This window comes from uncultured Campylobacter sp. (assembly GCF_905372745.1).
Taxonomy (GTDB): domain Bacteria; phylum Campylobacterota; class Campylobacteria; order Campylobacterales; family Campylobacteraceae; genus Campylobacter_A.
This window is the reverse complement of sequence record NZ_CAJPQR010000016.1, coordinates 1-20,376: the sequence shown is the minus strand read 5'-3', so window position 1 is coordinate 20,376 and position 20,376 is coordinate 1. Positions and strand designations below refer to the sequence as shown.

At 42.6% G+C, this 20,376-nt stretch carries 20 protein-coding genes; 4 read left to right on the top strand and 16 right to left on the bottom strand.

Going from position 1 to position 20,376, the window contains the following annotated elements:
• The first annotated feature begins 16 nt into the window (after positions 1-16).
• On the top strand, positions 17-748 hold the full coding sequence (locus tag QZ157_RS06065) for a hypothetical protein (protein WP_295143122.1): 732 nt from the start codon (positions 17-19) through the stop codon (positions 746-748).
• A 526-nt stretch (positions 749-1,274) separates the two neighbouring features.
• Here QZ157_RS06065 and QZ157_RS06060 read toward each other — a convergent pair.
• From QZ157_RS06060 to QZ157_RS06045, 4 genes are all read right to left on the bottom strand, one after another.
• Positions 1,275-2,228: a DUF4299 family protein gene (locus tag QZ157_RS06060; protein ID WP_295143120.1), complete on the bottom strand. Its 954-nt coding sequence runs from the start codon at positions 2,226-2,228 to the stop codon at positions 1,275-1,277.
• A gap of 333 nt (positions 2,229-2,561) precedes the next feature.
• The gene (locus QZ157_RS06055; RefSeq protein WP_295143118.1) at positions 2,562-3,092 is read right to left on the bottom strand and encodes a hypothetical protein; all 531 of its coding nucleotides are present in this window, start codon (positions 3,090-3,092) and stop codon (positions 2,562-2,564) included.
• A 498-nt stretch (positions 3,093-3,590) separates the two neighbouring features.
• Entirely contained in the window at positions 3,591-4,280 is a 690-nt protein-coding gene (locus QZ157_RS06050; protein ID WP_295143115.1) for a hypothetical protein, read from the bottom strand.
• Positions 4,277-4,867, bottom strand: a complete 591-nt coding sequence (locus QZ157_RS06045) for a tetratricopeptide repeat protein (RefSeq protein ID WP_295143112.1) — start codon at positions 4,865-4,867, stop codon at positions 4,277-4,279. Before QZ157_RS06045 ends, QZ157_RS06050 begins: the two co-directional genes overlap by 4 nt.
• Before the next feature lie 472 nt (positions 4,868-5,339).
• Between QZ157_RS06045 and QZ157_RS06040 the strand changes: the two genes are divergently transcribed.
• Both QZ157_RS06040 and QZ157_RS06035 read left to right on the top strand, forming a co-directional pair.
• Positions 5,340-5,777 (top strand): DNA starvation/stationary phase protection protein, encoded by a 438-nt coding sequence (locus tag QZ157_RS06040; protein WP_002949626.1) that lies wholly within the window; start codon positions 5,340-5,342, stop codon positions 5,775-5,777.
• A 216-nt stretch (positions 5,778-5,993) separates the two neighbouring features.
• Positions 5,994-6,191 carry a hypothetical protein gene (locus QZ157_RS06035; protein WP_295143107.1) on the top strand — a complete coding sequence of 66 codons (198 nt, stop codon included), beginning with the start codon at positions 5,994-5,996 and terminating at the stop codon, positions 6,189-6,191.
• Between the two features lie 1,155 nt (positions 6,192-7,346).
• Here QZ157_RS06035 and QZ157_RS06030 read toward each other — a convergent pair.
• The 12 genes from QZ157_RS06030 to napA all read right to left on the bottom strand — a co-directional run bounded on the left by QZ157_RS06030 (position 7,347) and on the right by napA (position 18,740).
• On the bottom strand, positions 7,347-8,537 hold the full coding sequence (locus tag QZ157_RS06030) for a major outer membrane protein (RefSeq protein WP_295143105.1): 1,191 nt from the start codon (positions 8,535-8,537) through the stop codon (positions 7,347-7,349).
• A gap of 184 nt (positions 8,538-8,721) precedes the next feature.
• Positions 8,722-9,282, bottom strand: a complete 561-nt coding sequence (locus tag QZ157_RS06025) for a cytochrome c (RefSeq protein ID WP_295143102.1) — start codon at positions 9,280-9,282, stop codon at positions 8,722-8,724.
• Between the two features lie 83 nt (positions 9,283-9,365).
• Positions 9,366-10,553: a major outer membrane protein gene (locus QZ157_RS06020; protein WP_295143100.1), complete on the bottom strand. Its 1,188-nt coding sequence runs from the start codon at positions 10,551-10,553 to the stop codon at positions 9,366-9,368.
• Positions 10,554-10,845: 292 nt separating this feature from the next.
• Positions 10,846-11,304 (bottom strand): hypothetical protein, encoded by a 459-nt coding sequence (locus tag QZ157_RS06015; protein ID WP_295143097.1) that lies wholly within the window; start codon positions 11,302-11,304, stop codon positions 10,846-10,848.
• Positions 11,291-11,926, bottom strand: coding sequence for a hydrogenase-4 component G (locus QZ157_RS06010; RefSeq protein WP_295143094.1), 636 nt, complete (start codon positions 11,924-11,926; stop codon positions 11,291-11,293). The genes QZ157_RS06015 and QZ157_RS06010 overlap by 14 nt, the downstream gene beginning before the upstream one ends.
• Before the next feature lie 70 nt (positions 11,927-11,996).
• Positions 11,997-12,344, bottom strand: coding sequence for a chaperone NapD (locus tag QZ157_RS06005; protein WP_295143091.1), 348 nt, complete (start codon positions 12,342-12,344; stop codon positions 11,997-11,999).
• Positions 12,341-13,312 (bottom strand): nitrate reductase, encoded by a 972-nt coding sequence (locus QZ157_RS06000; RefSeq protein ID WP_295143088.1) that lies wholly within the window; start codon positions 13,310-13,312, stop codon positions 12,341-12,343. Before QZ157_RS06000 ends, QZ157_RS06005 begins: the two co-directional genes overlap by 4 nt.
• A complete protein-coding gene (locus QZ157_RS05995; RefSeq protein ID WP_295143086.1) occupies positions 13,309-13,779 on the bottom strand; it encodes a 4Fe-4S ferredoxin in 471 nt (156 codons plus the stop codon). The genes QZ157_RS06000 and QZ157_RS05995 overlap by 4 nt, the downstream gene beginning before the upstream one ends.
• Positions 13,776-14,396, bottom strand: a complete 621-nt coding sequence (locus tag QZ157_RS05990; protein ID WP_295143084.1) for a nitrate reductase cytochrome c-type subunit — start codon at positions 14,394-14,396, stop codon at positions 13,776-13,778. The genes QZ157_RS05995 and QZ157_RS05990 overlap by 4 nt, the downstream gene beginning before the upstream one ends.
• Positions 14,393-15,190, bottom strand: a complete 798-nt coding sequence (gene napH / locus QZ157_RS05985; protein ID WP_295143082.1) for a quinol dehydrogenase ferredoxin subunit NapH — start codon at positions 15,188-15,190, stop codon at positions 14,393-14,395. Before napH ends, QZ157_RS05990 begins: the two co-directional genes overlap by 4 nt.
• Complete coding sequence (gene napG, locus QZ157_RS05980) at positions 15,187-15,951, bottom strand: ferredoxin-type protein NapG (protein ID WP_295143079.1); 765 nt, start codon at positions 15,949-15,951, stop codon at positions 15,187-15,189. Before napG ends, napH begins: the two co-directional genes overlap by 4 nt.
• Positions 15,952-15,953: 2 nt before the next feature.
• Positions 15,954-18,740, bottom strand: coding sequence for a nitrate reductase catalytic subunit NapA (gene napA / locus QZ157_RS05975; protein ID WP_295143076.1), 2,787 nt, complete (start codon positions 18,738-18,740; stop codon positions 15,954-15,956).
• A 566-nt stretch (positions 18,741-19,306) separates the two neighbouring features.
• Here napA and QZ157_RS05970 point away from each other — a divergent pair.
• Positions 19,307-20,376 (top strand): TonB-dependent receptor plug domain-containing protein (locus tag QZ157_RS05970; protein WP_295143073.1); only part of this gene is annotated, 1,070 nt, incomplete at its 3' end.

The window sequence follows — 20,376 nt, the reverse complement described above, 5'->3', positions numbered from 1 at the left end:
AATTTAAAGGCGTGCCGTGAAAATAATCTCGAAATTTAAAGACAACTACGACTTTATGGTATCAAAATACGGCCTTGACGAGACGCTAGTCTATGACCGTAGAAACTCGACTCCAGTCGGCGCAGATGAGCTATGGAGCCTTAGCCGGGCCGATAAGCCGTTTTTAGAAAACGCCGGTTTGCGCTACAAAGTACGCGGAGGCAAGGACGGCAAGCTTGTTACTGATTTTTATGCGTGCAAGGATATGCCGCGCCTGCTTCACTCCGTGATTTTTATCGGCAAAAACTTGGTTCATATTTTCGCCGCCGAGGGCAAAATTTACACCGATTTCGACCTTGCAGAAAACGAGCGAGAGGAGATGTATTTTAACGGCGATATTTTGACGTTTAAAGACGGATTTTGCGCTTATATCGCCTCGCGGTTTGAGAGCGATATTTTGCGCTTCGCCGCGCTTAGGGCAAACGACCCGGCGGCTATTAGCAGCGCCGATAGGGCTAGCGAGAAGGAAAATTTAAGCGCACCCACAGTGTTTTTTAAAAGGACGCAAACTACCGACTTCGTAGCGATAAATCCGCAGCTTAGCGCGATGGGGCTTTATCTGGACGCCGATTTCGTCTGGCAGAGTTTAGTTGAGTTTTTATCCGCGAAAAAAGACGCTGAGGCTCCCGTAGGCATGGTGCCAAACGAGATAAAAATCGCTAGCAAAGGCTTTGACGCAAAGCGTTCGTTTCGTCCGAAGATGAAATAACGCAGGCACCCTAGCCTAAATCGCTTTTTTATCTTTTCCTCCCGCGCGCCGTTTAAAAGATAAGCTTGGCGCAAAATACGACTCGTTTTTGGGTTAAGGCGTCAATAAATTTAAGCGACTACGCCGCGCCTTTTAAACGCCGATAAATTTAACCGCGCCCTTTGCGCCGATAAAACCGCAAATTTAAAATGTCGATTTTAAACGCAAAAGCCGCGAAACGATAAAATTTGCCGTAAATTTAAAACATAAAATCGCGCTGTCGCTGGTTTTGAAGTGTAAATTTAAAGGCGTCCATTTTAACGCGACATAATTTTATCGACGCTTTAAGGCGATGAAAATTCATCGTTTCTAAGGCGCAAAGCGGTAATCAAAATAAACGCGGCGCAGCCTAATGGCAAAGTCGCGCGACTAGTAAATTTAGCTAACGGCTCGGTCTTATTTGCGAGGTAAATTACGGCAAATAAAGCATAAATCAATGACTAAATTTGCGGCGCCAGCCCCCAGTTCGCAAGCCGAGTTTTAAAATTTACTTCGCCAGCGCCCTTAACCGCTCGTAACCCAGCCCCTCTACCAAAATATAGCTAGCATCGATAAAGCGGTAGCTCTCGCGCGGCAGACGCGAGATAAACTCTGCGTAGTCTAGCTCGGCTAGCACGCGGTAGCGGGAGGCCTCGCCGTCATCATCGCTTTCGTTGCCGCCGTCGCATCCTTCGCCGCCTACTAGCGTAATTTCCCAGTGCGCGACGTCTTTTGGCTTAACAAAGTCCAAATTTTGCCACTCCACAAAAGGCTCGTAAGGCAAAATAGTCGGCACACCCTGCGTAAGCGCGTACGAGCCGACGATCTCGCCTTCGCCATTTGCGCGGTAAAAGCGCTGGTTTGCGCCGTAAGCGTCAAGGTATTGTACCGCGGTTAGGCACTGGCTAAACTCCTTTGCGGGGCTTTGCGCGGCTAAAATTTCATCTATGATCGCGCGATTTAGGGCAAAAGGCCTAACGACGCCGTAGCAGTGATTTACGGTCGCGCCGTCCTCCAAATGTCCTTTTATCGCCCGCAAACCCGAGTTTATATCGCGCTCGTAGTCAATTTTTTCTATCGTTTCTCGCGTATAGATTTTTCCGTCCTCGCCCCTGATGTCGCTTCCTAGCCTTTGTGATAAAATTTGTAGATACGAGATAGCTAAAACCCAGTCAAATACCATCGCGGGCGTATTTACGCGTACTTTGTAGCTTTCCTCCTCAGTGTCGTAGCTAAGCTCAAATCCCCGCCCGCTCTTGCCCCAAATGCCTAAAACTATGCCCTCGCATTCGTCTAAAAGCGAGCTTAAAAACACCTCTTTATCAAAATTTTTGGCATTCTCGTCTATGCCAAACACCGCCAAATCAGGTATCAGCTCCGTAGCCTTGCCTACGCTCATTACGCTAAAATATCCCAAAAATAGCGGCCGCTTTTTATTTTTGACGCTAAATTCTACGCTCATCATTTCTCCTTTTAAACCGCTATTATAGCAGACGCTGGACAAAAAAGCCGGCGCGAAATTTGCGGATAAATTCGGCGCTATTTAGGGTTAAATTTAAGAGCAAGGCGCGGGTTTTGATTTGATAAATTTAAACGGGTAAAAAGCGGAGCCAAATCAGGCGGCAAATTTGTAAAAACGGCGGGAATTTAGGCGCGTAGAGTTTGCGACGCGGGTAAATTTAGCGCCCGTTTAGACGCGATGGAAATTTGACGTGAAAATTTAAGCAAACGACCAAATTTAAGCAAGGCTGCGGCGTGCGTTTTGCGGCGTTTGCTTGCGTTAAAACGCCTAAATTTACTTAAATCTAGTGACCCAGCTTCCCAGATTCGTATCGACTTTGACCTCGATTATCTTGCCGCATCCCTCATCTAGCATAAATTTGATCTCTTCGCTAAAATTTAGCTCAAAACCCTTACCCAGCCGTGCTCGCACATCTTTTAGAGGTATTTTTTGAACCGACTTCCAATCAAAATCCTCGGGATCGTCTTTGTTTGGCGTCTTCTGCTCTATATCCACGAAATTTTCGTCTCTTTTACCCACGCGGATCGTCGCTTTCGCATCGTATCCCAAGCCTATAAAATCGTTCCACCGCGCAGAGCATCTGCCCCTGTTTATCTCCATGCCCCAAAGCTCCACGCCGTCTTCTAGCGCCCTAAATATCAAAAATCTCGTATCGTGCGAGCCTATACGGCGGTCCCAGTAGTCTCCGTAGACCGTCGATGTGGTGGTGGTCGTTAAATCTAGCTCGTATGGTGCGGTGTCTTGCGCCGAGGCTACCGCGCCTGCTATCATCGAGGCTGCAAATGCGGAACATAATTTTTTCATTTTTCTCCTTTAAATTTATTCGTTACTTTTGCGCTAAATTCGGATAAATTTTAGTACAAAATTTGCGGCAAGAGACTGCCGCCTAGCATAATTTATCAAACGCCGCAACGCAAGTTTGCCAGCCGGGCTTCGGCCGCCTCTCATCAAAAGCTGCAATGCGCGATGCAAGCAACGTAAATTTGGCGCAAGTACGGCCTTTGCTTGCGGAGTTAAAATTTGCGCTTTTTCAAATACGCCCTCCGCACAAGCCACCGTATAAAACCGCTTTTACTCCGCCGCGCGCGCTTGCCGTACCGCGCTTAGGGTAGCAAAGCCGTATTTTTTGCAAGAACTAGGAAAATTACCTTGCGGTCGCAGGCTAGTTCTATTGCCGCGGCGAAATAAAACCAAAGGCGACGCGAAATCTAAATCGCTTCGCTAAATTTTGCAAGATGAGGCAAATTTTACGTCGCAGGCTCGTAGGCGCAAGCGAAAATCTAAGCAAGGGCAAGACGCCGCCTAACAGCTTTGCTTATCGCCTAGCTCGCACGCTTTTTTTCGCATTTGCTTTGCTCTTTTAGCGTCTTTTTTTACCTGCTCGTATCTATTTTCGTTGAAATTTCCCTCATACAGCCACGCCGCCCTCTCGCAGCCGCCTGCGTAGCCTAGCTTACACGAGCGCTCGTAATACTCCATCATCTCGCCTATATCGCCTCCCGTTCGCTCTATCATCCAGCCCACGTTGTAGCATCCGGGAGCGTATTTTTTGTTGCATAGAGTATTGTTTATCGCAAACGACTGCACCTCGTCGCCCAGCTCTTCTTGCATAAAATTTGCCAGCGCCAAGCAACCGTGCAAATACTCGTAAAGGACGCAGCTAGCCTTGTAATACGCGCTAACCTTGGTCTCGCGCTCGCTCTTATCCGCGGCTTTTACTAGGTTGTTTTTATAAAGTTCGCCCAGATAAAAGCAGCCCTCGCCGTCTCCTTTGGCGCAGGCTAGGCTAAATAGCCACTCCGCCGCGCCGTAGTCTTGCTTTAAGTTTGCCGCTACCATGCCCGCTTGCACGCACTCTTTGGTAGCGTTTAGGTCGGGATTTTTGCATTTTTTGAGCTTTTCTAGCGTATCTGCGGCCAGCAATGGCGAAAGGCCCGGCTCGCTAGCGAATAAATTTATCGCCGCAAGTAGCGCAAATAATAAGATTTTCATTTACCGCCTTTTATCAGTTTTACCGCATCGCAACCGTCTTTACCGCCTAGGGCGCATGATTTTTCGTAGTATTTTAGAGCCTGATTTTCATCCGCTTTTACGTCCGCTTCGCCTACGTTGTAGATGCCGCCTAGCTCTTCGCAACCGGCCGCGTAGCCAAGGTCGCAAGCCTTTTCGTAGTATTTTATCGCTCCCTTTACGTCTTGTTTAAAGCCCCCGTGTCCGTCGATTTTAAAAAAGCCGAGATTGTAGCACGCGGTAGCGGTTTTTAGCTCATCGCAGGTTTTTTCGAGTAGCTTTTCGCTCGCGGCCGCGTCGCCCTCGTCGATATAAGAAAGCCCTAGTCCCGCGCAGCCTTCGCCGTCTCCTTTACCGCACGCCTCTTTAAAAGCTGCGGCCGATAGCTTGCGCGCCTCTTCGTCGCCCGAAGCGATGTATTCTTCATAATACGCGTCGCCCAAAACCGCGCATTTTGCCGCATCGCCGCTTTGGCACTGGGCTTTTAGGCTAGCTAAATTTTCGCTTTGCAAATCAGTCGCAAACGCCGCGCTAAAAAGCATAACGGCGGCAAATAAAAACTTTTTCATTCGTATCCTTATTTAAAATTTAACGCGTGATTATAGCGAAAAGCGTTAGAAATTTAAGGCGTAGCATTTTAGGCGCTACGGATAAATTTGCGGCGGATGAAAATGCTATTAAGCATAAATTTCCCGCTAAAAATGCCTTTAGCTAAAAGCAAATCCTAAAAGCAAATTTCAGCCGTAGTTTAAATTTGATTTTTAGTTCCAGCTTGCGGCCTTTAGGGTGTTTTAGGCAAGAGGCTACGCAAATCGTATCACGTTGCAGGCTTTTGTGTCTAATGTTGCCCAAATTGCACAAATCAAATTTTATATTACGAGAGATCGTTCGCTGCGCTAAGACTTGGGCCTTGAAATCAGCTCTTTAAAAATATAGTTATAATCTTAAAAATATTAGATGATAATTTTTATTAGCTAATATATTTTTCTTTAAGATTTTTGTGCTATAATTTCACTCATAAATCACATCAAAGGAGACGAAATGTCAAAAGTTGTTACTCAATTAAATCAGATTCAGGCCGACGCTCATGCGTTATTCGTTAAATTTCACGACTATCACTGGTATGTAAAAGGCATTCAGTTCTTTAGCGTTCACGAATACACCGAAAAAGCTTATGAAGATATGGCGGAGATATTCGACGACGTCGCTGAGCGCGCTATACAGCTAGGCGGTAGAGCTATCACCAAAATAGAAGAGCTAAACAAGCTAGCTCATCCAAAAACAGATAACAAAGATAGCTACACCCCAACCGAGGTTTTAAAAGGCGTTTTGGCTGAGTACGAGCACTTGCTGGGCGAATTTAAAAAGCTAGAAGAAGTCGCTGAGGAAGCAAAAGACAGCACGACCGTAACTATGGCGCAAGATCAAATCGCCAAATACGAAAAAGCTATCTGGATGCTAAAAGCTACTTTGGCATAATTTGCGGGGCGAAAGCCCCCCCACTCTACTTGCAGTTTTACCCCCTCTTTACGCCTTTTTATCTCATAAATGTATTCGCGCCTTGATTTAGTTTAAATTTGGCAAACCGTATCTTTTTAGAAGGTTGAATTTAGGCCTGGAGCGAGGCGCTAAATTTGCTCATAGAAAACGCGTCGTTATCGCATTAAGAAATATGGAGTTTGCTAGAGTAGTTTATTGAGCGGCAGTAAAGCAGGGTGTGCATGGCTCAAATTTTATTTGCGTAACAGCTCTTGTGCCGTCGATACCTTTTACTACCGCCATAAAGATAAAGAAGCTAAATTTGGACATTTTACCGCCGCGATAGTAAATTTAGCTAAGGTTTTTATGATTTGCGCCGATAGCTTACTTTTCGTAACTTTAAAAAACGAGTAAATTTAGGCAAATGATTTAAGTCCAAATTGCAAAATCAAATTTAACGAAATTTTGCCGCGTAGGTATGCTATTAAGCATTAAACGTAAAAAACTATATACAAAGTAGTTTTTTGCAAGACAACCCAAGCTAAGATTAGCCTGAATCAAAAATAACCGTAGTGCGATAAATTTAAACGCTCGCGTTTCTAGCGGATTTATGTAAGCGAAAAATAAGCATATAAACCAGGCCTTATGTTAATAATTTTACTAGGCTTTAATGCGTCATCCATTAGTGATACCGCTACCGTTTTTTTAGTTAGCAACAAGGATCTTTCAGATGTAACGGCTTGTAGAATAAAATTTCCGCAAAATAGATAGGACATAATACGAACTATCACAAAATAACACAGATCGTTACATCAATAGACAAATAAGCCGGCTTTGATTTAGTTTGTATAATGCCTTATTGCATGATTGGTGACATTTTCTTTAAAAATAACTGCTGCTTATAGCCTTGCCAATAAATACGCATATTTGATTCGCCATGCCAGCTATGTTGCAAAATGTATGTTCAGACATCCTTTACGTAAAAATTTTACATGTAGCTGATTTTAAATTTAGCCAAATAAGACATTTTAGAAATTTTATTTTTTATAAAGGCGCTTTAAATTTTGTCTTTCAGGTTTTTGGGGTGTAACTACGAATATTTAATAAAATTTAGTCACATCTATCATAATTAGCCAAAATTTGGAACAAAATACTTTTATGAAAAAATAATAGAAGGCTTCACAACTTATTCTAAACCTACTTCTTTAAATTTACTTCCTCTTCTTACAAGAGTAAAGGCCCTTTATTTACATAACGATATATTTTAAAGTCCAGATGTTGCTTTACCAACATCAAAATAAATTCACAGCACTAGCCGTCAATATACACTTTAAAAAGGTTGATTTGGACTATCTTAAGCCCTTTAATCCAATCGGTAGTTTGATCTGACGCACTTGTCTTTAAGTTAGCAATGATTTTGTCGACTTTATATAACTATAAATACAGATAAGATAGAGTAAAAACTGGCGATACTGAAGATAAATAGAAAAATTAAGTAATTTATATAACCATCGGTAAGAAAATTAAAATAGTAAAAATAAACCTCGGGACTAAGCCCGAGGTCTTAAATTAGAATGAGTATTTAGCTTGGAATCTTAAGAATTTAGTCTTATCTTTCGAGCTATCTTGGTGTTTATTGATTTCATAAGCGTAGAAGCTTGAGAACTGAAGTTTAGCGCTGTAATCATAAGATAGTCTAGCTACATACTCTTGATACTTCTCTTTTACGTTTGCAGCATCTCTAACTTTACCATTAGAGTATTCACCGCCTAGTCTAAATTTATCAGCAAAAGTATATCCGCCTTTTAAGAACCAGAAGTTACCTCTACCTTGAAGAGCAGTATAATCAAGAGCTGATTTTATCTCGCCAACCTCTATAAATGAACCTTGATCCTCTAGACTTACAAAACCGTTAGCTTTATCATGAACTTTATATCCGATATAACCGGCAGATACATCAGCACCAAATAGTTTAGTACCAAGCTCAGTAGCATAAAAATCAGTATCTTTAAAATTTGCGCCTACATCATTGTCTATATCCGCGTGAGCATATTGAGCTCTTGCTCCGACATTAACGCTATCGGTAATATCAAGGCTAAAGTTTACGTCACCTATGATAAGATTAACCGAATCAACTAAAGATGCATACCATAGTTGAAAACTTACTGGATCATAAGAACCGATAGCAGCTACTGCATATAGGTTATTATTGAAAATACCAGGAGCATTAGTGTAAATAGCACCGTCACTCTCATTGTTGTTCTCTAGAGCATCAAATGCAAATGCGGTTAGAGTCAAGCCGGTAATATCTTGATTTTCTACTCTTACGCCGGTACCTACTGCATCATCGGTAAAGAATGAACCTATAGTTTGTTTACCTGCAGTTATAGTAGTAGCGCCTACTTTATATCCTAAGTAAAATTCTTTAACATTAAATGGGCTTGAAGTATCAGTGTTGTCAGTTCTGTTGTCAGCACCAAAAGCAGAACTATCAGATGAATTGTATCTAAGCGTTAAAACACCAAAGAAATTATCATCAAGCGCAGCTTTAAAAGAAAATTCTGATTTAAACTGATGATGTGCAGTCGTATTATTTTTTACGCCGTTAGCGTTTTTGACTGCTACATTGTTATATCTATATCTAGCATATCCTGAAAGGTCTACGTTTTTAATAGCTTCCTCAAGAGGCGTAGCACTCGCTACGGTTGAAAAAGCACCTAGTGCAACCAAGGCTGCCAATGAAATTTTAGCAATCTTCATTTATATTCTCCTCAAATAAAATTAAATATTTTGGAATATTAGCATAAAATAACCTTTAGTAAGCTTAAAAATCTAAAGATTCTCGTTAAAAATTACCGAACATTTACCGAAATATAATATAGAAACTGACATAAATTAAGAAAAGTCTGGAGATAGCCGAGTTTATAAGACTCGGCAAAATTAATTATTTTAGGTAGCTTCCCTGGGTTGGAGTAGTTGAAACATCAGAATTTTCAGTAGATGAGTCACTAGTTAGCAGCGCATCCTTACCCTTTAAAAAAGCTATTATAGCACCTAAATCATTATAGGTCGTTTTTGCTGCTACGGTTTTCATTAAATTTCTCATATTTCCGCCGTATTCAGAGTCGTTTAGATAGCCTGAAAAAGCAGCTTCGATAGCCTCAGCGCTTATATTAGTTAGCTTTTCTGATGAGCCGTAAGCTCTTTTGCTGCCGTCTTCACCATGGCAAGAGGCACAGTTTTTAGCGTATAGTTCTCGACCTTTTTCTACACTATATCTTCTTTTACTATCTACTCCGATATTTAAAAATTTGCCTCCGCTATCCGTTTCAGGAGCTTTTTCATAAACGTTTATACTTATGTTTTCGTCTTTAGAATATTTTTCTACCAAACTTTTTAACTCTTTTGCAAATTCGCCCTTTGCCTCAAATATATAACTAGGCTCGTCGGCTGCAAAAGAAAAAATGCAAAGACATGCCAAAAGCGAAAATTTAGTAAATTTCATAAAAAACCTTTGTGGATAAATTTAAAAATCCCAAGCAAATGGAATTTTGCTTGGGATTATAGCATAAAAGAGATCGGTTTTTATTAGAAGCTATATTTTGCTTCAAATCTTATACGATCTTGTTTGTGTCTAAAGTCTCCGTTTTTCTCTTTAGCTGCTGCATAGAATGTAGAGAAGTTAAGTTTTTTGCTGTAAGCGTAGTTACCGCCGATGTTCCACTCATCTCTATCAACTCTTTTTGCGTATTGCCAGCTATATCCTTTACCGTCTATATAGTTAGCAAAAACGCCGAATTTGTCAAATTTATACGAAGCTCCGATAAACCAATAATCATTCTTGTCTTTGATATTGTTGTAGTACTGAGCGCTACTTGTCATCACAGAGTTAATAATCTTAGCAGGGTTGATTAGCTTACCGTTATCTTCGATAGTTACAAACGATTTTTTATTATCGTCGGCTTTAAAGTAGATATAACCTGCATTTAAACCGACTCCAAAAAATCCTACGTCGCCCTTAGTAGCAAAGAAATTTGCATCACCGAAGTCGTTATCGTCAGATTCATTGTGAACGTATTGACCTTGAACACCTACTTTTACGGCATCAAAATCTAATTTCAAGGCAGCATCAGCCGCAAAAAGATTTGCAGTATCTTCAAGATATGCCCACCAAGCTTTGAAATTTACGATATCATAACTTCCCATAGCTCCTAAGCCATAAAGGTTAAGGCTATTAGTTTTACCGCCCGCGTTCAGGCTTGGCAACAACTTACCGTCGTAATCGCGTATACCGCTGGTCTCAAGCGCGTCAAATGCAATGCCTACTAGAGTAAGGCCCGATATATCCGTATTAACTACTCTTAAGCCCGTACCAACTAAGTCACCGTCAAAATATGTTCCAACAAACTGTTTACCGGCCGTAATGGTAGTGTTGCCTACAGTATAGCCAAGGTAAAATTCTCTAACTGCTAGAGCGCTTTGAGTATCAGTGGTGTCGGTGTTAAATCCGGAACCATCCTTTGAATCGTATCTTAGGCCGAGTACGCCGAAGAAATTATCGTCAAGAGCAGCTTTAAAAGTACCTACAAATCTAAATCTATGATTAGCGTTAGTTGTTTTAGCATCGTTAAGCTTTACCTTATCGCTAGTGTATCTATATCTTGCAAATCCTGAAAAATCTACGTTTTTAATAGCTTCCTCAAGCGGAGTAGCATTTAAAGTAGAAAAAGCGCCTAGCGCAACCAAAGCAGCTAAAGAAATTTTAGCGAGTTTCATAAGATCTCCTTCATAAAAGTTGATTAGCGTAATTTTAGCACAAAACCTAGCATTACAAGCTTAATAATAAAATTTCATATACCTAGAGCAAATTTAGGCAAAAATAGGGCATTTAGTACGATATTATTGATACTAGATATTATCAACGTATATAAATTAAGGATAAAACTTAAAAATGATAAATGAAAAAAGGATTTTTAAAAATAAAAAAGGGGATACACATCCCCTTTCTAAAAGGAGTTCTAACTTTGATTGCTTGTTGGAATTATAAAATATTTCGGTAAATCAACGGCTAATCAAAGCTGATACTTTCGCTTTTAGGCACGTCGATTACGATTTTTTTCGTAGGTTCTTGCTGTTGCGTATTTTTTGTGGCTACTTTTTGCTTAGTTTTACGTATCGCGGTTTTGCGACTATCGCCGCTTTTTATAAGTATCATATCGGCGATATAGTTATTTGATACTCTGACGTAAACCGTATCGCCGGCTGAGAAATACAACCTGCCACCGCAATATTTACCGCTTGGCAGTTTACCGTTTGAGGCGTCGATAGAGCTGATATCGTAGCAATATTTACCGTCTTGATAGGCTACGTCTAGTATTACGCCGCGCAAAGAACCGTTTAGAGCCGGCTTTTGAACGGGCGGTTTTTGATTTATTTTTTTTGGAGCGGGCGCATTACCGGACGACCACGAACAGCCGCTTATCGCGAGCGAAATTGCCGCTAGGGTTATAAATTTAAGCTTGAACACTAAGGACGTTCCCGCCGAGTTCGGCTATTCTTTTATCTATACTTTGCGTGGCCTTTTCTATAGTTTTTTGCGAAATTTCAGGTAGCTCGCCGCCCCAAATTTTCTCAGCCTCTTTAAAGCCCCTTAGCATGCCTTCTTTTCCGGCTTCGAGCTTTTGCAGGTCGTCTCCTGCGGCGCTAATGATAAAATTTGAAATCCTATCCGCAGTATTTGTTATACCGAAAAATCCATTTTCACTCACTAGATCGCTGGCTTCGCTTTGGCTTAGTTGAGTTATAGGCTTGCCTTCATAGCCGATAGATTTAAAATCGACGCCGGACAAGATGTCGTTTAGAGAATTTATGCTTTTGTTTTGAGCGCCGAAAATGTCGCTAAATTTTGCAGAACCGTTAAAGGCCGAAACTTGAGATAAGAAATTTGAGCTCGCATTTGAGTCTGCTCTAGCCTGAAAATGCGATAAATAGCTATTTGTTAGCTGTTTTACGTCGATATTTGCATAGGCTTCTTGCATTCTTTTGATATTTTCGTTTTGATCTACGCTTGCCGAGTTTTGGACGTTCTGCACATCATAGCGAGGTTGCGGGATGTATAGATTTTGGGGTAAGCCGTTCATACTTTGCATTTTTTATCCTTTAGATTTTATTCTGTATTATATATCGTCAAATTTAGGATAAAGTTAACGGGTAAAAAAATTATTTTACCCTATCGCCGACGTGGCCGTTATATACGATATCCTTAGCGTCGATATTTTCGTCAAGTAAAATCTCGCTTATCTTGCCGCTTTTTTTGATGCTTTCGATATCTTTTTCCAAGTCCTCTTGATAGCTATATATCATCGCGACCCCAGCTACGCCCTCTACGCCCTCTAGCGCCTTAAAGAGCTCTATCTCGCCGTCTAAATTTTCCGCACTCATTACGACTACGATTTTGCCCTCTTGCGCAGCAATAACCTCGCAGCCTTTTACTTGCTCGATTCTTTTAGCTACCTCGGCAGCTTCGTTTCCGTCTTTGGTATATACTATCGCACTTGATATGTTCATTTTACGCTCCAAAATTTAACCTCTTTTTCGTATGCAACGCTGATTAACCTGCCGCTATCGGAGAGGTAAATTTCATTTAAAATTTGCTGGCCGGTTTTTACGGTCGCGAGTTTTGTTTTGCTTGCGATATCGTAGACCAGGATATCGCTCTCTTCGCCGTTCATATACGCTAGCGTTTTGGCGTCGTCGCTAAGCCCCGTCGCATAAACGATAAAATCGGACTTAAAATAGCTCATAGCGCCGTTAAAAACGCCTGCTTGTTTGTCGATGCAGCCTACGGCTACGACGTCATTTTTGTAGTCGATGTCGTACATGTTGTCTTTAAAGAAATTTAGCGTTTGCTCGGTTTGGCGAGTTTTTAGATTATAGATATAAATCACGCCGCTTTCGGCTCCGATAGCGATTTTGTCGCGGGTTTTGTTGATTTCAAAATCCACGTAAAGCGCGATAGAAAATTTATGTTTAAAGACCGCTTTTTTGCTCTCTAGGTCGATATAGTAAATTTCATTGCCGAAATCCGATACTACCGCCGTTTTTTCATCTATGAAAAAGGCCTTTTTAGCGGATTTATTAGCTAGGTGCATATTGCCAACCTCGCTCCAGTTATCATTTTCTTTTTTAAAAACGTACAAATATCGCTCGTTGTAATCCATCTCGGTTAAAACCAAAAGCATGTCGCCCAGCCGGTCGATGCTAAAAATTTTTGCTGGCTCTTTGTCGCTAAAGTGCGTTTTGACCGTGCGAAATTTGATCGGTTCTAAAAATTTATCCGCCTTTATGTCGTAGATATCAAGCTCGCTGCCGTCCGTGCCCAGATATAAAATTTCATCTATCAAATTTGAGCTTATCACGTTTGCGCCCGCTTTTATGACCTTGTCCGGTTGCGAGATCTCAAGCGGTACCGCCGCTAAATTTGCGGTCAAATTTAAGCAAAAAATCGCCGTAAAAAATAAAATAAATTTTCTCATAACGCCTCCATTTTGATACTATTCGCGAAGCAAACTTCCATACATTGCGCGCAGCCCGTGCATTTTTGATTTATGCTCGGGCGAAAAACGCCTAAAAAATCGATCGCTCTAAATTTGCAAACATCCTGGCAACTACAGCAAATCGTGCCGTTCCACGCAAGACAACTATGTACGTCGATAAAAATTTTAGCTTCGATTTTAGCTGCAAATTTTAAATTTAAAACCTCTCGTCCCGCCTCTTCGCAAGCGAGCGCGCACTCTTTACAAAAGTTGCAACCCAAGGACTTAAATTTAAAATTTACTCTCTCGTTTTCAAAACTCAAAAGCTCTCTGTCGCAAGCGCTAACGCAAGGCGCTTCGCAATCCACACAATTAAATTCGCCGCAAAAATAAGGCGGAGCGATAAATTTTTGAGCGGTTTTGCCGCCCAAAAATTTAGTAAATAGTTCGCGTCTGGATACGCTCACCTAACGCCTTCGTTTAGTACGTCTAATAGATTGGAATGCTGAGATGAGTTGGCATCGCGGTACTCAGGCTTGAAGTTATTTTTAAATTTAGCTTCTACGTTGGCCTGCGGTACGTGGCACGTAGTGCAGTTAAAGCGGTCGTCGCTAAGCTTGCCCTCAAGGTCTTTTTTGTTCCTTATGCTATAAAGGTGCGATTTAGGGATCGGAGTCGCGCCGACGTCTTTTGCGACTTCGGGCATGTGGCAGCTAACGCACATATTATTATCTGCCGTAATAGGGATGAGTCCTTCTAAATCATGGGGGATTAGCGGCGGAGCGTTTTCAAAAGAGCGGTCGTATCTTTTTGATTCGCCCGCGGCCGGTTTGGTCCAGTTGATATCGGCTAGCTTTATATCGTCTTCGTCGATGACATCGTTAGCGGCGCGCAAAATATTTAGGTCTTTGGCGTCTTTACCGTCTTTTAGCTTTACTTTTTCTTTTTTATCGGAGTTAGTTTTTATCTGCTCCGTTTTTTGAGTTTGCGCGGAGCTAGATGATTTTTGCTCTTCTTTAGCTTCGGCACAGCCCGAAAATATGAGGATGGCGCATACCAATCCCGCCAAAATTCTCGCCTTCATTGATTTTTCTCCTTTAAATTTCTAATGTTAAATTTTAAAGCATCGTCGCCGCAAACGTCGATACAGCGTCCGCAGCTAATGCACTCGCTAGATTTTATAAATCCGCTTTGCTTGCCGATAATGCCCAGCACTTGATTTTCGGGGCAAATAAGCTTACATTTCATGCAGTTGGTGCAATTACCTGCATTATGTTCTATGCGTAAAAGCGAAAATTTGCCGACGACCGCGTAAAAAGCGCCCAGAGGGCAGAGCTTTGAACAAACGAGTCTATCGCCCAAAAATGCGTCTATCGCAAATAACCCAAACGCAACGAATAGCCAAAGCACACCGCCGTAGATAATGCCGCGCTGCACGATACCTATGTAACTAACGCCCTCAAATGCCGGCGCGCCCGTAACTAACGATAAAAAAAGCGTAAACGCAAGGATATAATATCTCGCGTCTCTCGTAAAATTTACGAATTTTTTATCTTTGTCGTAGCCTAGCTTTACCCTAAGCCAGCGAGCCGTTTCGGTGATGATATTTACGGGGCAAATCCAGCTACAAAAGGCTCTAGGAGCGATAAAAGCATAAAAAGCTAGTATTATCCCCGCTCCTAAAACGGCGGTAGAGCCGATAGAAAAACCCGCTAAAAACAGCTGCAAAACCGCAAACGGATCGCTAAGCGGAACGACCCCAAATAGCAAAGACGAGCTAAGATTGCCTTGTAAAATTTTAACTCCGTAATAGTTACTCGCAAAAAATAGAGCCAAAATCAAAATTTGACTTATTCTTCTTAAAATCAAATATTTCATAGCAAATCTCCGCCGTTTAGATAGTCGTTTAGCTTTTTATCATCGCCTTTAAAATCTTTCGGCGTTACGTCTTTTAGCTTTTTGTCTTGCCCTTCGATCCAGCCTTCGACGTATTGCTCATTGCTAGATCCCAGCCCTATTTCGCGCGGAAGTACGAAAATAGAAGCCTTAGGCGTCACGCAAACTTGCTCGCACATGCCGCAGCCCGTGCAGTAATCGGCATCTACGACCGGTTTAAAAAACGCATGCTTTTGCGTTCGTTCGTTGCGAACGTATTCAAGCTTTAACGCCTTGTCTATCAAAGGGCAAGCGCGGTAGCAAGCGTCGCAGCGAAGTCCTTTGTAAGCGATGCAAAAATTAGGATCTAGCACCGCTATACCCATTTTAGACTTATTTATATTTAGCTTGCCGTTATCTTCGCTTACCAGCTTCACGTCTAACGCACCCGTCGGACAGGCGACCGTGCACGGGATATCCGGGCACATATAGCACGGAATTTTACGCGGCGTAAAAAACGGAGTGCCGTAAGGCAATCCGTCGTCTAAATCCGCAAGCTTAAGCGTATCCCAAGGACAGGCTTCTACGCACAGCCCGCAACGTATGCACTCGCTAAGAAAATTTTTCTCTTTTAGCGCGCCGGGCGGTCTGATGAGTAGAGTTTGGGCTTTAGCCGTCGTTTGCGTACTCCAGATGAAACCGCCCGCGAGAACCAAACTAATCGCTTTTAACCCGAATTTTAAAGCCTCTCTTCTATTTTGCATTATTAAGCCTTGTAAATTTTAACCGCGCATTTTTTATAGTCGGTCTCTTTTGAGATCGGGCAAGTCGCATCTAAGCAGACTTTGTTGATATATACGTTTTCATCGAAAAACGGCACGTACACTAGGCCCGAAGGGGTTTTGTTTCGTCCGCGAAGATCAATTCTTGCTTTTACCTTGCCGCGGCGAGACTCAACCCAAACTACGTCGTTATGTTGTAAATTTAGCTTTTGCGCATCGCCCTCGTGCATATAGCAAAGCGCCTCTGGAACAGCACGGTAAAGCTCAGGAACGCGCATAGTCATAGTGCCTGTGTGCCAGTGCTCCAAGACGCGGCCCGTACATAGCCAGAAAGGATACGTAGTATCAGGCATCTCGCACGGATCCATATAAGGGCGGAAGAAAATTTTAGCCCTATTAGCGATAGAAAATTTCTCGTCTCCGCTAGTTACTTTGGTTAAATCGCCTTTTTGCAACTTGGCTTTTTTATTTCCGTAGAATGCAAACTGCTTGCCGTCTTCGGCATATTTTTTGGCATACGGATCGTATTTGGCGTTAAATCTCCACTGAGTTTCTTTACCGTCTACGACGGGCCACCTTAGTCCGCGCACTTTGTGATAAGTATCAAAGTCGGCTAGATCGTGTCCGTGACCGGAGCCAAATTTGCGGTAGTCTTCCCAAAGGTATTTTTGGATGAAAAATCCGTATCCCTCAAATACCTTTCCGTCTGAGCCGACGATTTTTCTGCTATCGCCGAAAACTTCGGAGTTATCGAAATCTTCCATTATAGCGTCTTTTGCAGGATAGCTCTTAGCCTCTTCGTTTGCGAAAAGCACGTCAAATAGCGTATCTTCTTCGCTATAACCCATGGCTTTTGCCTCGTCTAGCACGCTTGGAAGCGTTAGCTTATCGTCCACTTTTTGTTCGCCCCAAACCTCTTTTAGCTTAAAGCGCTTAGCAAATTCCAGCATTTGCCACGTGTCGCTCATCGCTTCGCCTACCGGAAGGACTTGTTGTCTCCAGTGCTGCGTTCGGCGCTCGGCATTACCGTACGCGCCCCATTTTTCGTAAATCATCGCAGTAGGTAGGATCAGGTCGGCAACCTTAGCCGAGATGCCAGGATACGGATCTGAAACGATGATAAAGTTATCCATCTCGCGAGCGGCTTTTATCCAGTGGTTTGCGTTTGCGGTATTTTGCCACGGGTTATTTACCTGCACCCACGCCCATTTCATCTTTCCGTCTTCCATATCGCGCATCATTTTTACGTAGTGGGAGGCGACTTTCGGATTTAGCGTGTTTTTAGGAAGTTTCCAAATTTTCTCGCTTATTTCGCGGTGTTCGGCGTTATCTACGACCATATCCGCAGGCAAGCGATGAACGAAAGTACCGACCTCGCGTGCCGTTCCGCATGCGCTTGGTTGTCCAGTTAGCGAGAAAGCGCCCTCGCCCGGTTTTGCTTGTTTGCCAAGTAGCATATGCACCATATAGGCTTGCTCGTTTACCCAAGTGCCGCGTTGGTGCTGGTTAAAGCCCATTGTCCAAAAGCTAACTACTTTTCTGCCTTTTTCAATGTACCAGTCGGCTAGTTGCTTTAGTTTTTTCTTAAATTCTTCCAAATCCTCGTTTGGATCACCTTTTATTAGCGGAGCTGAGAAGTCAAGCGTATAAGGTTTAAGAGCTTCTTTAAATTCCTCAAACGTGATTTGCCAGTGTTTGCCCGCGGTAGCCGTATTTTTATTTTCCATCACGTCACCCTCTTTATAGCCTAGATAGCCCAGAGTCACGCCCTCGTTTTTGCTTAGTTTCTTATGAAGCTCCGTCTCCACGACGTCTTTTTCGTTTGAGTAGTTAGGATGATTTGGATTATTTCTAAGCCCATAGCCGATATCGGCAGGCCCCGTCGCAAATACGCAGTGGCTATTTACGTAGTCCCAATCGATGGCTTCAGGATGATTATAAACGATCTCGTGAGCGATATAGTTCCAGATAGCTACGTCGCTTGAAGGAGCGAAAATAATCTCGGAATCGGCAATATTTGACGTTCTAGTCGAATACGTGCTCAAATTTATAACCTTCACGCGCTCAGGGTCGCTTAGCTTTTTATCGCTGACGCGCGCCCAAAGTATCGGGTGCATCTCGGCCATATTAGCGCCCCAAGCCACGATAGTATCAGTTAGCTCGATGTCATCATAGCAGCCTGCTGGCTCGTCTATACCAAATGTCTGCATAAAGCCAGTGACCGCGCTTGCCATACAGTGGCGAGCATTCGGGTCAATAGAGTTGCTTCTAATACCCGCTTTCCATAGTTTGACGGCTGCATAACCCTCTAAAATAGTGTATTGACCCGAGCCAAAAACGCAGGCTGAATGCACGCCGTTTTTCTTCATGGTCTCTTTATATTTTTCCGCCATGATATCAAAGGCTTTTTCCCAGCTAATCGGTTTAAATTTGCCCTTTTTGTCAAATTCGCCCTTTTCGTTTACGCGAAGAAGAGGCTGAGTGATGCGGTCTGAGCCGTACATGATTTTAGCGTTAAAATAGCCCTTGATGCAGTTTAAACCGCGGTTTACGGGCGCTTCCGGGTCGCCTTTGACGGCTACGATTTTGCCCTCTTTGGTTGCGATCATTACGCCGCAGCCCGTTCCGCAAAACCTACATGCAGCCTTATCCCAGCGCCAGCCCTTTTCAGCTGTGTTTTGCGCAGCTGCCATAGAGCTAGGTAGCGCTATACCGGCGCTCGCGCACGCAGCGGTTGCGGCGGCGCTTTTTATAAAATCTCGTCGATCCATTTTCTCTCCTCGTTTATTTTTTAAGATAGTTCTTAAAAATCACAGCGATATTAGCTGTTAAAAGCTGAATTTGGGTTGATGAAAATTAATTAACTTTTTTGCAATATTTGTTATTTAAATTGAGACAAAAAATATCTTTATTATCCTTATTTTAGGGCTAGGAACTGATTCAAACGCGAAAATATATTTTTCTATACGACTAAATTTAAAGATACGTTTTGATAACCGAACGCATAAATTTTTAGGTCGTGTCGACAAATATATAAAAAAAATGAGTAAAATAGTAACATAGTATCATAAAAAATTTTGATTTTTGAAAAAATTTATGACACGGAACGATGTTTTATAAATTTGCAAATAATTAAACGCCCTACTTGAGCTAAATTTAGGTTAGAAACGAAAATCATAAATTTTCAAGACGAAGTCACACGAAAATCTCATAAATTTAGCGCCACTTCGTATTTAATGATCATTAAGCACGACCGATATATCAAATCTATCTTTAACGATTTTTAAAGTAAATACGATATATAATCTCATTTTTATTTTAAAATCAAGGGAGAATAATGAGACTTAGTATTTTTGCTTCAGTCGCCATTTTAGCTACTTTTGCTGCCGCAGATGCAAAGACCGAGGGCTACTCAGTGATGCTTCCAAGCGTAGAAGTCGAAGGCATTTCCGAGCAAGATAACCTAAAGGGCTACGTCGCCTACGATAGCGCGGAAGTAAACAGAAACGGACTTAGCAACAAGCAAACGCCTCAAACTATCGAAACTATCGATATCCAAAAAAATCGCAACTACGGCACGAACGATCTTTCTAGCATCCTCGAAGGAAACGCGGGCATAGACGCGGGCTACGATATGCGCGGCGAGAGTATAAAAATAAGAGGCTTTAGCGTAGACGGTGGAGACATATATAGAGACGGCGTGAGAGACTCGGGTCAAATCAGGCGCAGTACCGCAAACGTCGAGCGCGTCGAGATTTTAAAAGGACCAGCTTCTATCCTATACGGCAGGAGCGACGGCGGTGCAGTCGTAAATTTAGTAAGCAAAAAGGCAAATTTTACCCCTGTTTATAAGGTCTCGGGTAGATACGGCAGCTGGAGTAGATGGGGGCTTGGCGCAGACGTAAACCACGCGGTAAATAATCAACTAGCCGTACGCCTAACTACCGACGGCGAGCGTGGTAAATCGTGGCGCGAAGGCATAAAATATAAAAATTTTATGATAAGCCCTAGCGTCATCGTAACCAACCAAGGCGGCGACGTAAGCTTTGAGGCGCAGTATACGTACGACAACGCCTGGCGAGTACCCGATAGAACTCCGACCAAAGCCGTCTACGATAAGCTAGGTATCGACTACAAAAAGGGCTTTTCTCACGAGGGCGACTTCGTGGAGGATAGACTGCATTTTTTGCGAACGGAGTTAAATGCCGAGCTAGCAAAAGAGTTAAACTTAAAATGGGTTTTCGGATACAGAAAGGCTAGCCAAAATTTCGATCACTTTTTTGCGGGCAGTATCGTTAGCGGCAACAGACTAAGGCAAAACTACGCAAAGCAAGAGACGGATAACGAAACTATCTCAAACGCCTTTACGCTCACCAAGGAGCTAAATTTCGAGAGATTTAAGCACAA

Bases quoted from the DNA above. Each gene is read 5' to 3' on its own strand.
- QZ157_RS06055 (WP_295143118.1), bottom strand. From the start codon at position 3,092: ATGAAAAAATTATGTTCCGCATTTGCAGCCTCGATGATAGCAGGCGCG.
- QZ157_RS06010 (WP_295143094.1), bottom strand. From the start codon at position 11,926: ATGCAAAGTATGAACGGCTTACCCCAAAATCTATACATCCCGCAACCT.
- napG (WP_295143079.1), bottom strand. From the start codon at position 15,951: ATGCAAAATAGAAGAGAGGCTTTAAAATTCGGGTTAAAAGCGATTAGT.
- QZ157_RS06000 (WP_295143088.1), bottom strand. From the start codon at position 13,312: ATGAGAAAATTTATTTTATTTTTTACGGCGATTTTTTGCTTAAATTTG.
- QZ157_RS06020 (WP_295143100.1), bottom strand. From the start codon at position 10,553: ATGAAACTCGCTAAAATTTCTTTAGCTGCTTTGGTTGCGCTAGGCGCT.
- QZ157_RS05990 (WP_295143084.1), bottom strand. From the start codon at position 14,396: ATGAAGGCGAGAATTTTGGCGGGATTGGTATGCGCCATCCTCATATTT.
- QZ157_RS06030 (WP_295143105.1), bottom strand. From the start codon at position 8,537: ATGAAGATTGCTAAAATTTCATTGGCAGCCTTGGTTGCACTAGGTGCT.
- QZ157_RS06040 (WP_002949626.1), top strand. From the start codon at position 5,340: ATGTCAAAAGTTGTTACTCAATTAAATCAGATTCAGGCCGACGCTCAT.
- QZ157_RS06005 (WP_295143091.1), bottom strand. From the start codon at position 12,344: ATGAACATATCAAGTGCGATAGTATATACCAAAGACGGAAACGAAGCT.
- napA (WP_295143076.1), bottom strand. From the start codon at position 18,740: ATGGATCGACGAGATTTTATAAAAAGCGCCGCCGCAACCGCTGCGTGC.
- QZ157_RS06060 (WP_295143120.1), bottom strand. From the start codon at position 2,228: ATGAGCGTAGAATTTAGCGTCAAAAATAAAAAGCGGCCGCTATTTTTG.
- napH (WP_295143082.1), bottom strand. From the start codon at position 15,190: ATGAAATATTTGATTTTAAGAAGAATAAGTCAAATTTTGATTTTGGCT.
- QZ157_RS06050 (WP_295143115.1), bottom strand. From the start codon at position 4,280: ATGAAAATCTTATTATTTGCGCTACTTGCGGCGATAAATTTATTCGCT.
- QZ157_RS06025 (WP_295143102.1), bottom strand. From the start codon at position 9,282: ATGAAATTTACTAAATTTTCGCTTTTGGCATGTCTTTGCATTTTTTCT.
- QZ157_RS06045 (WP_295143112.1), bottom strand. From the start codon at position 4,867: ATGAAAAAGTTTTTATTTGCCGCCGTTATGCTTTTTAGCGCGGCGTTT.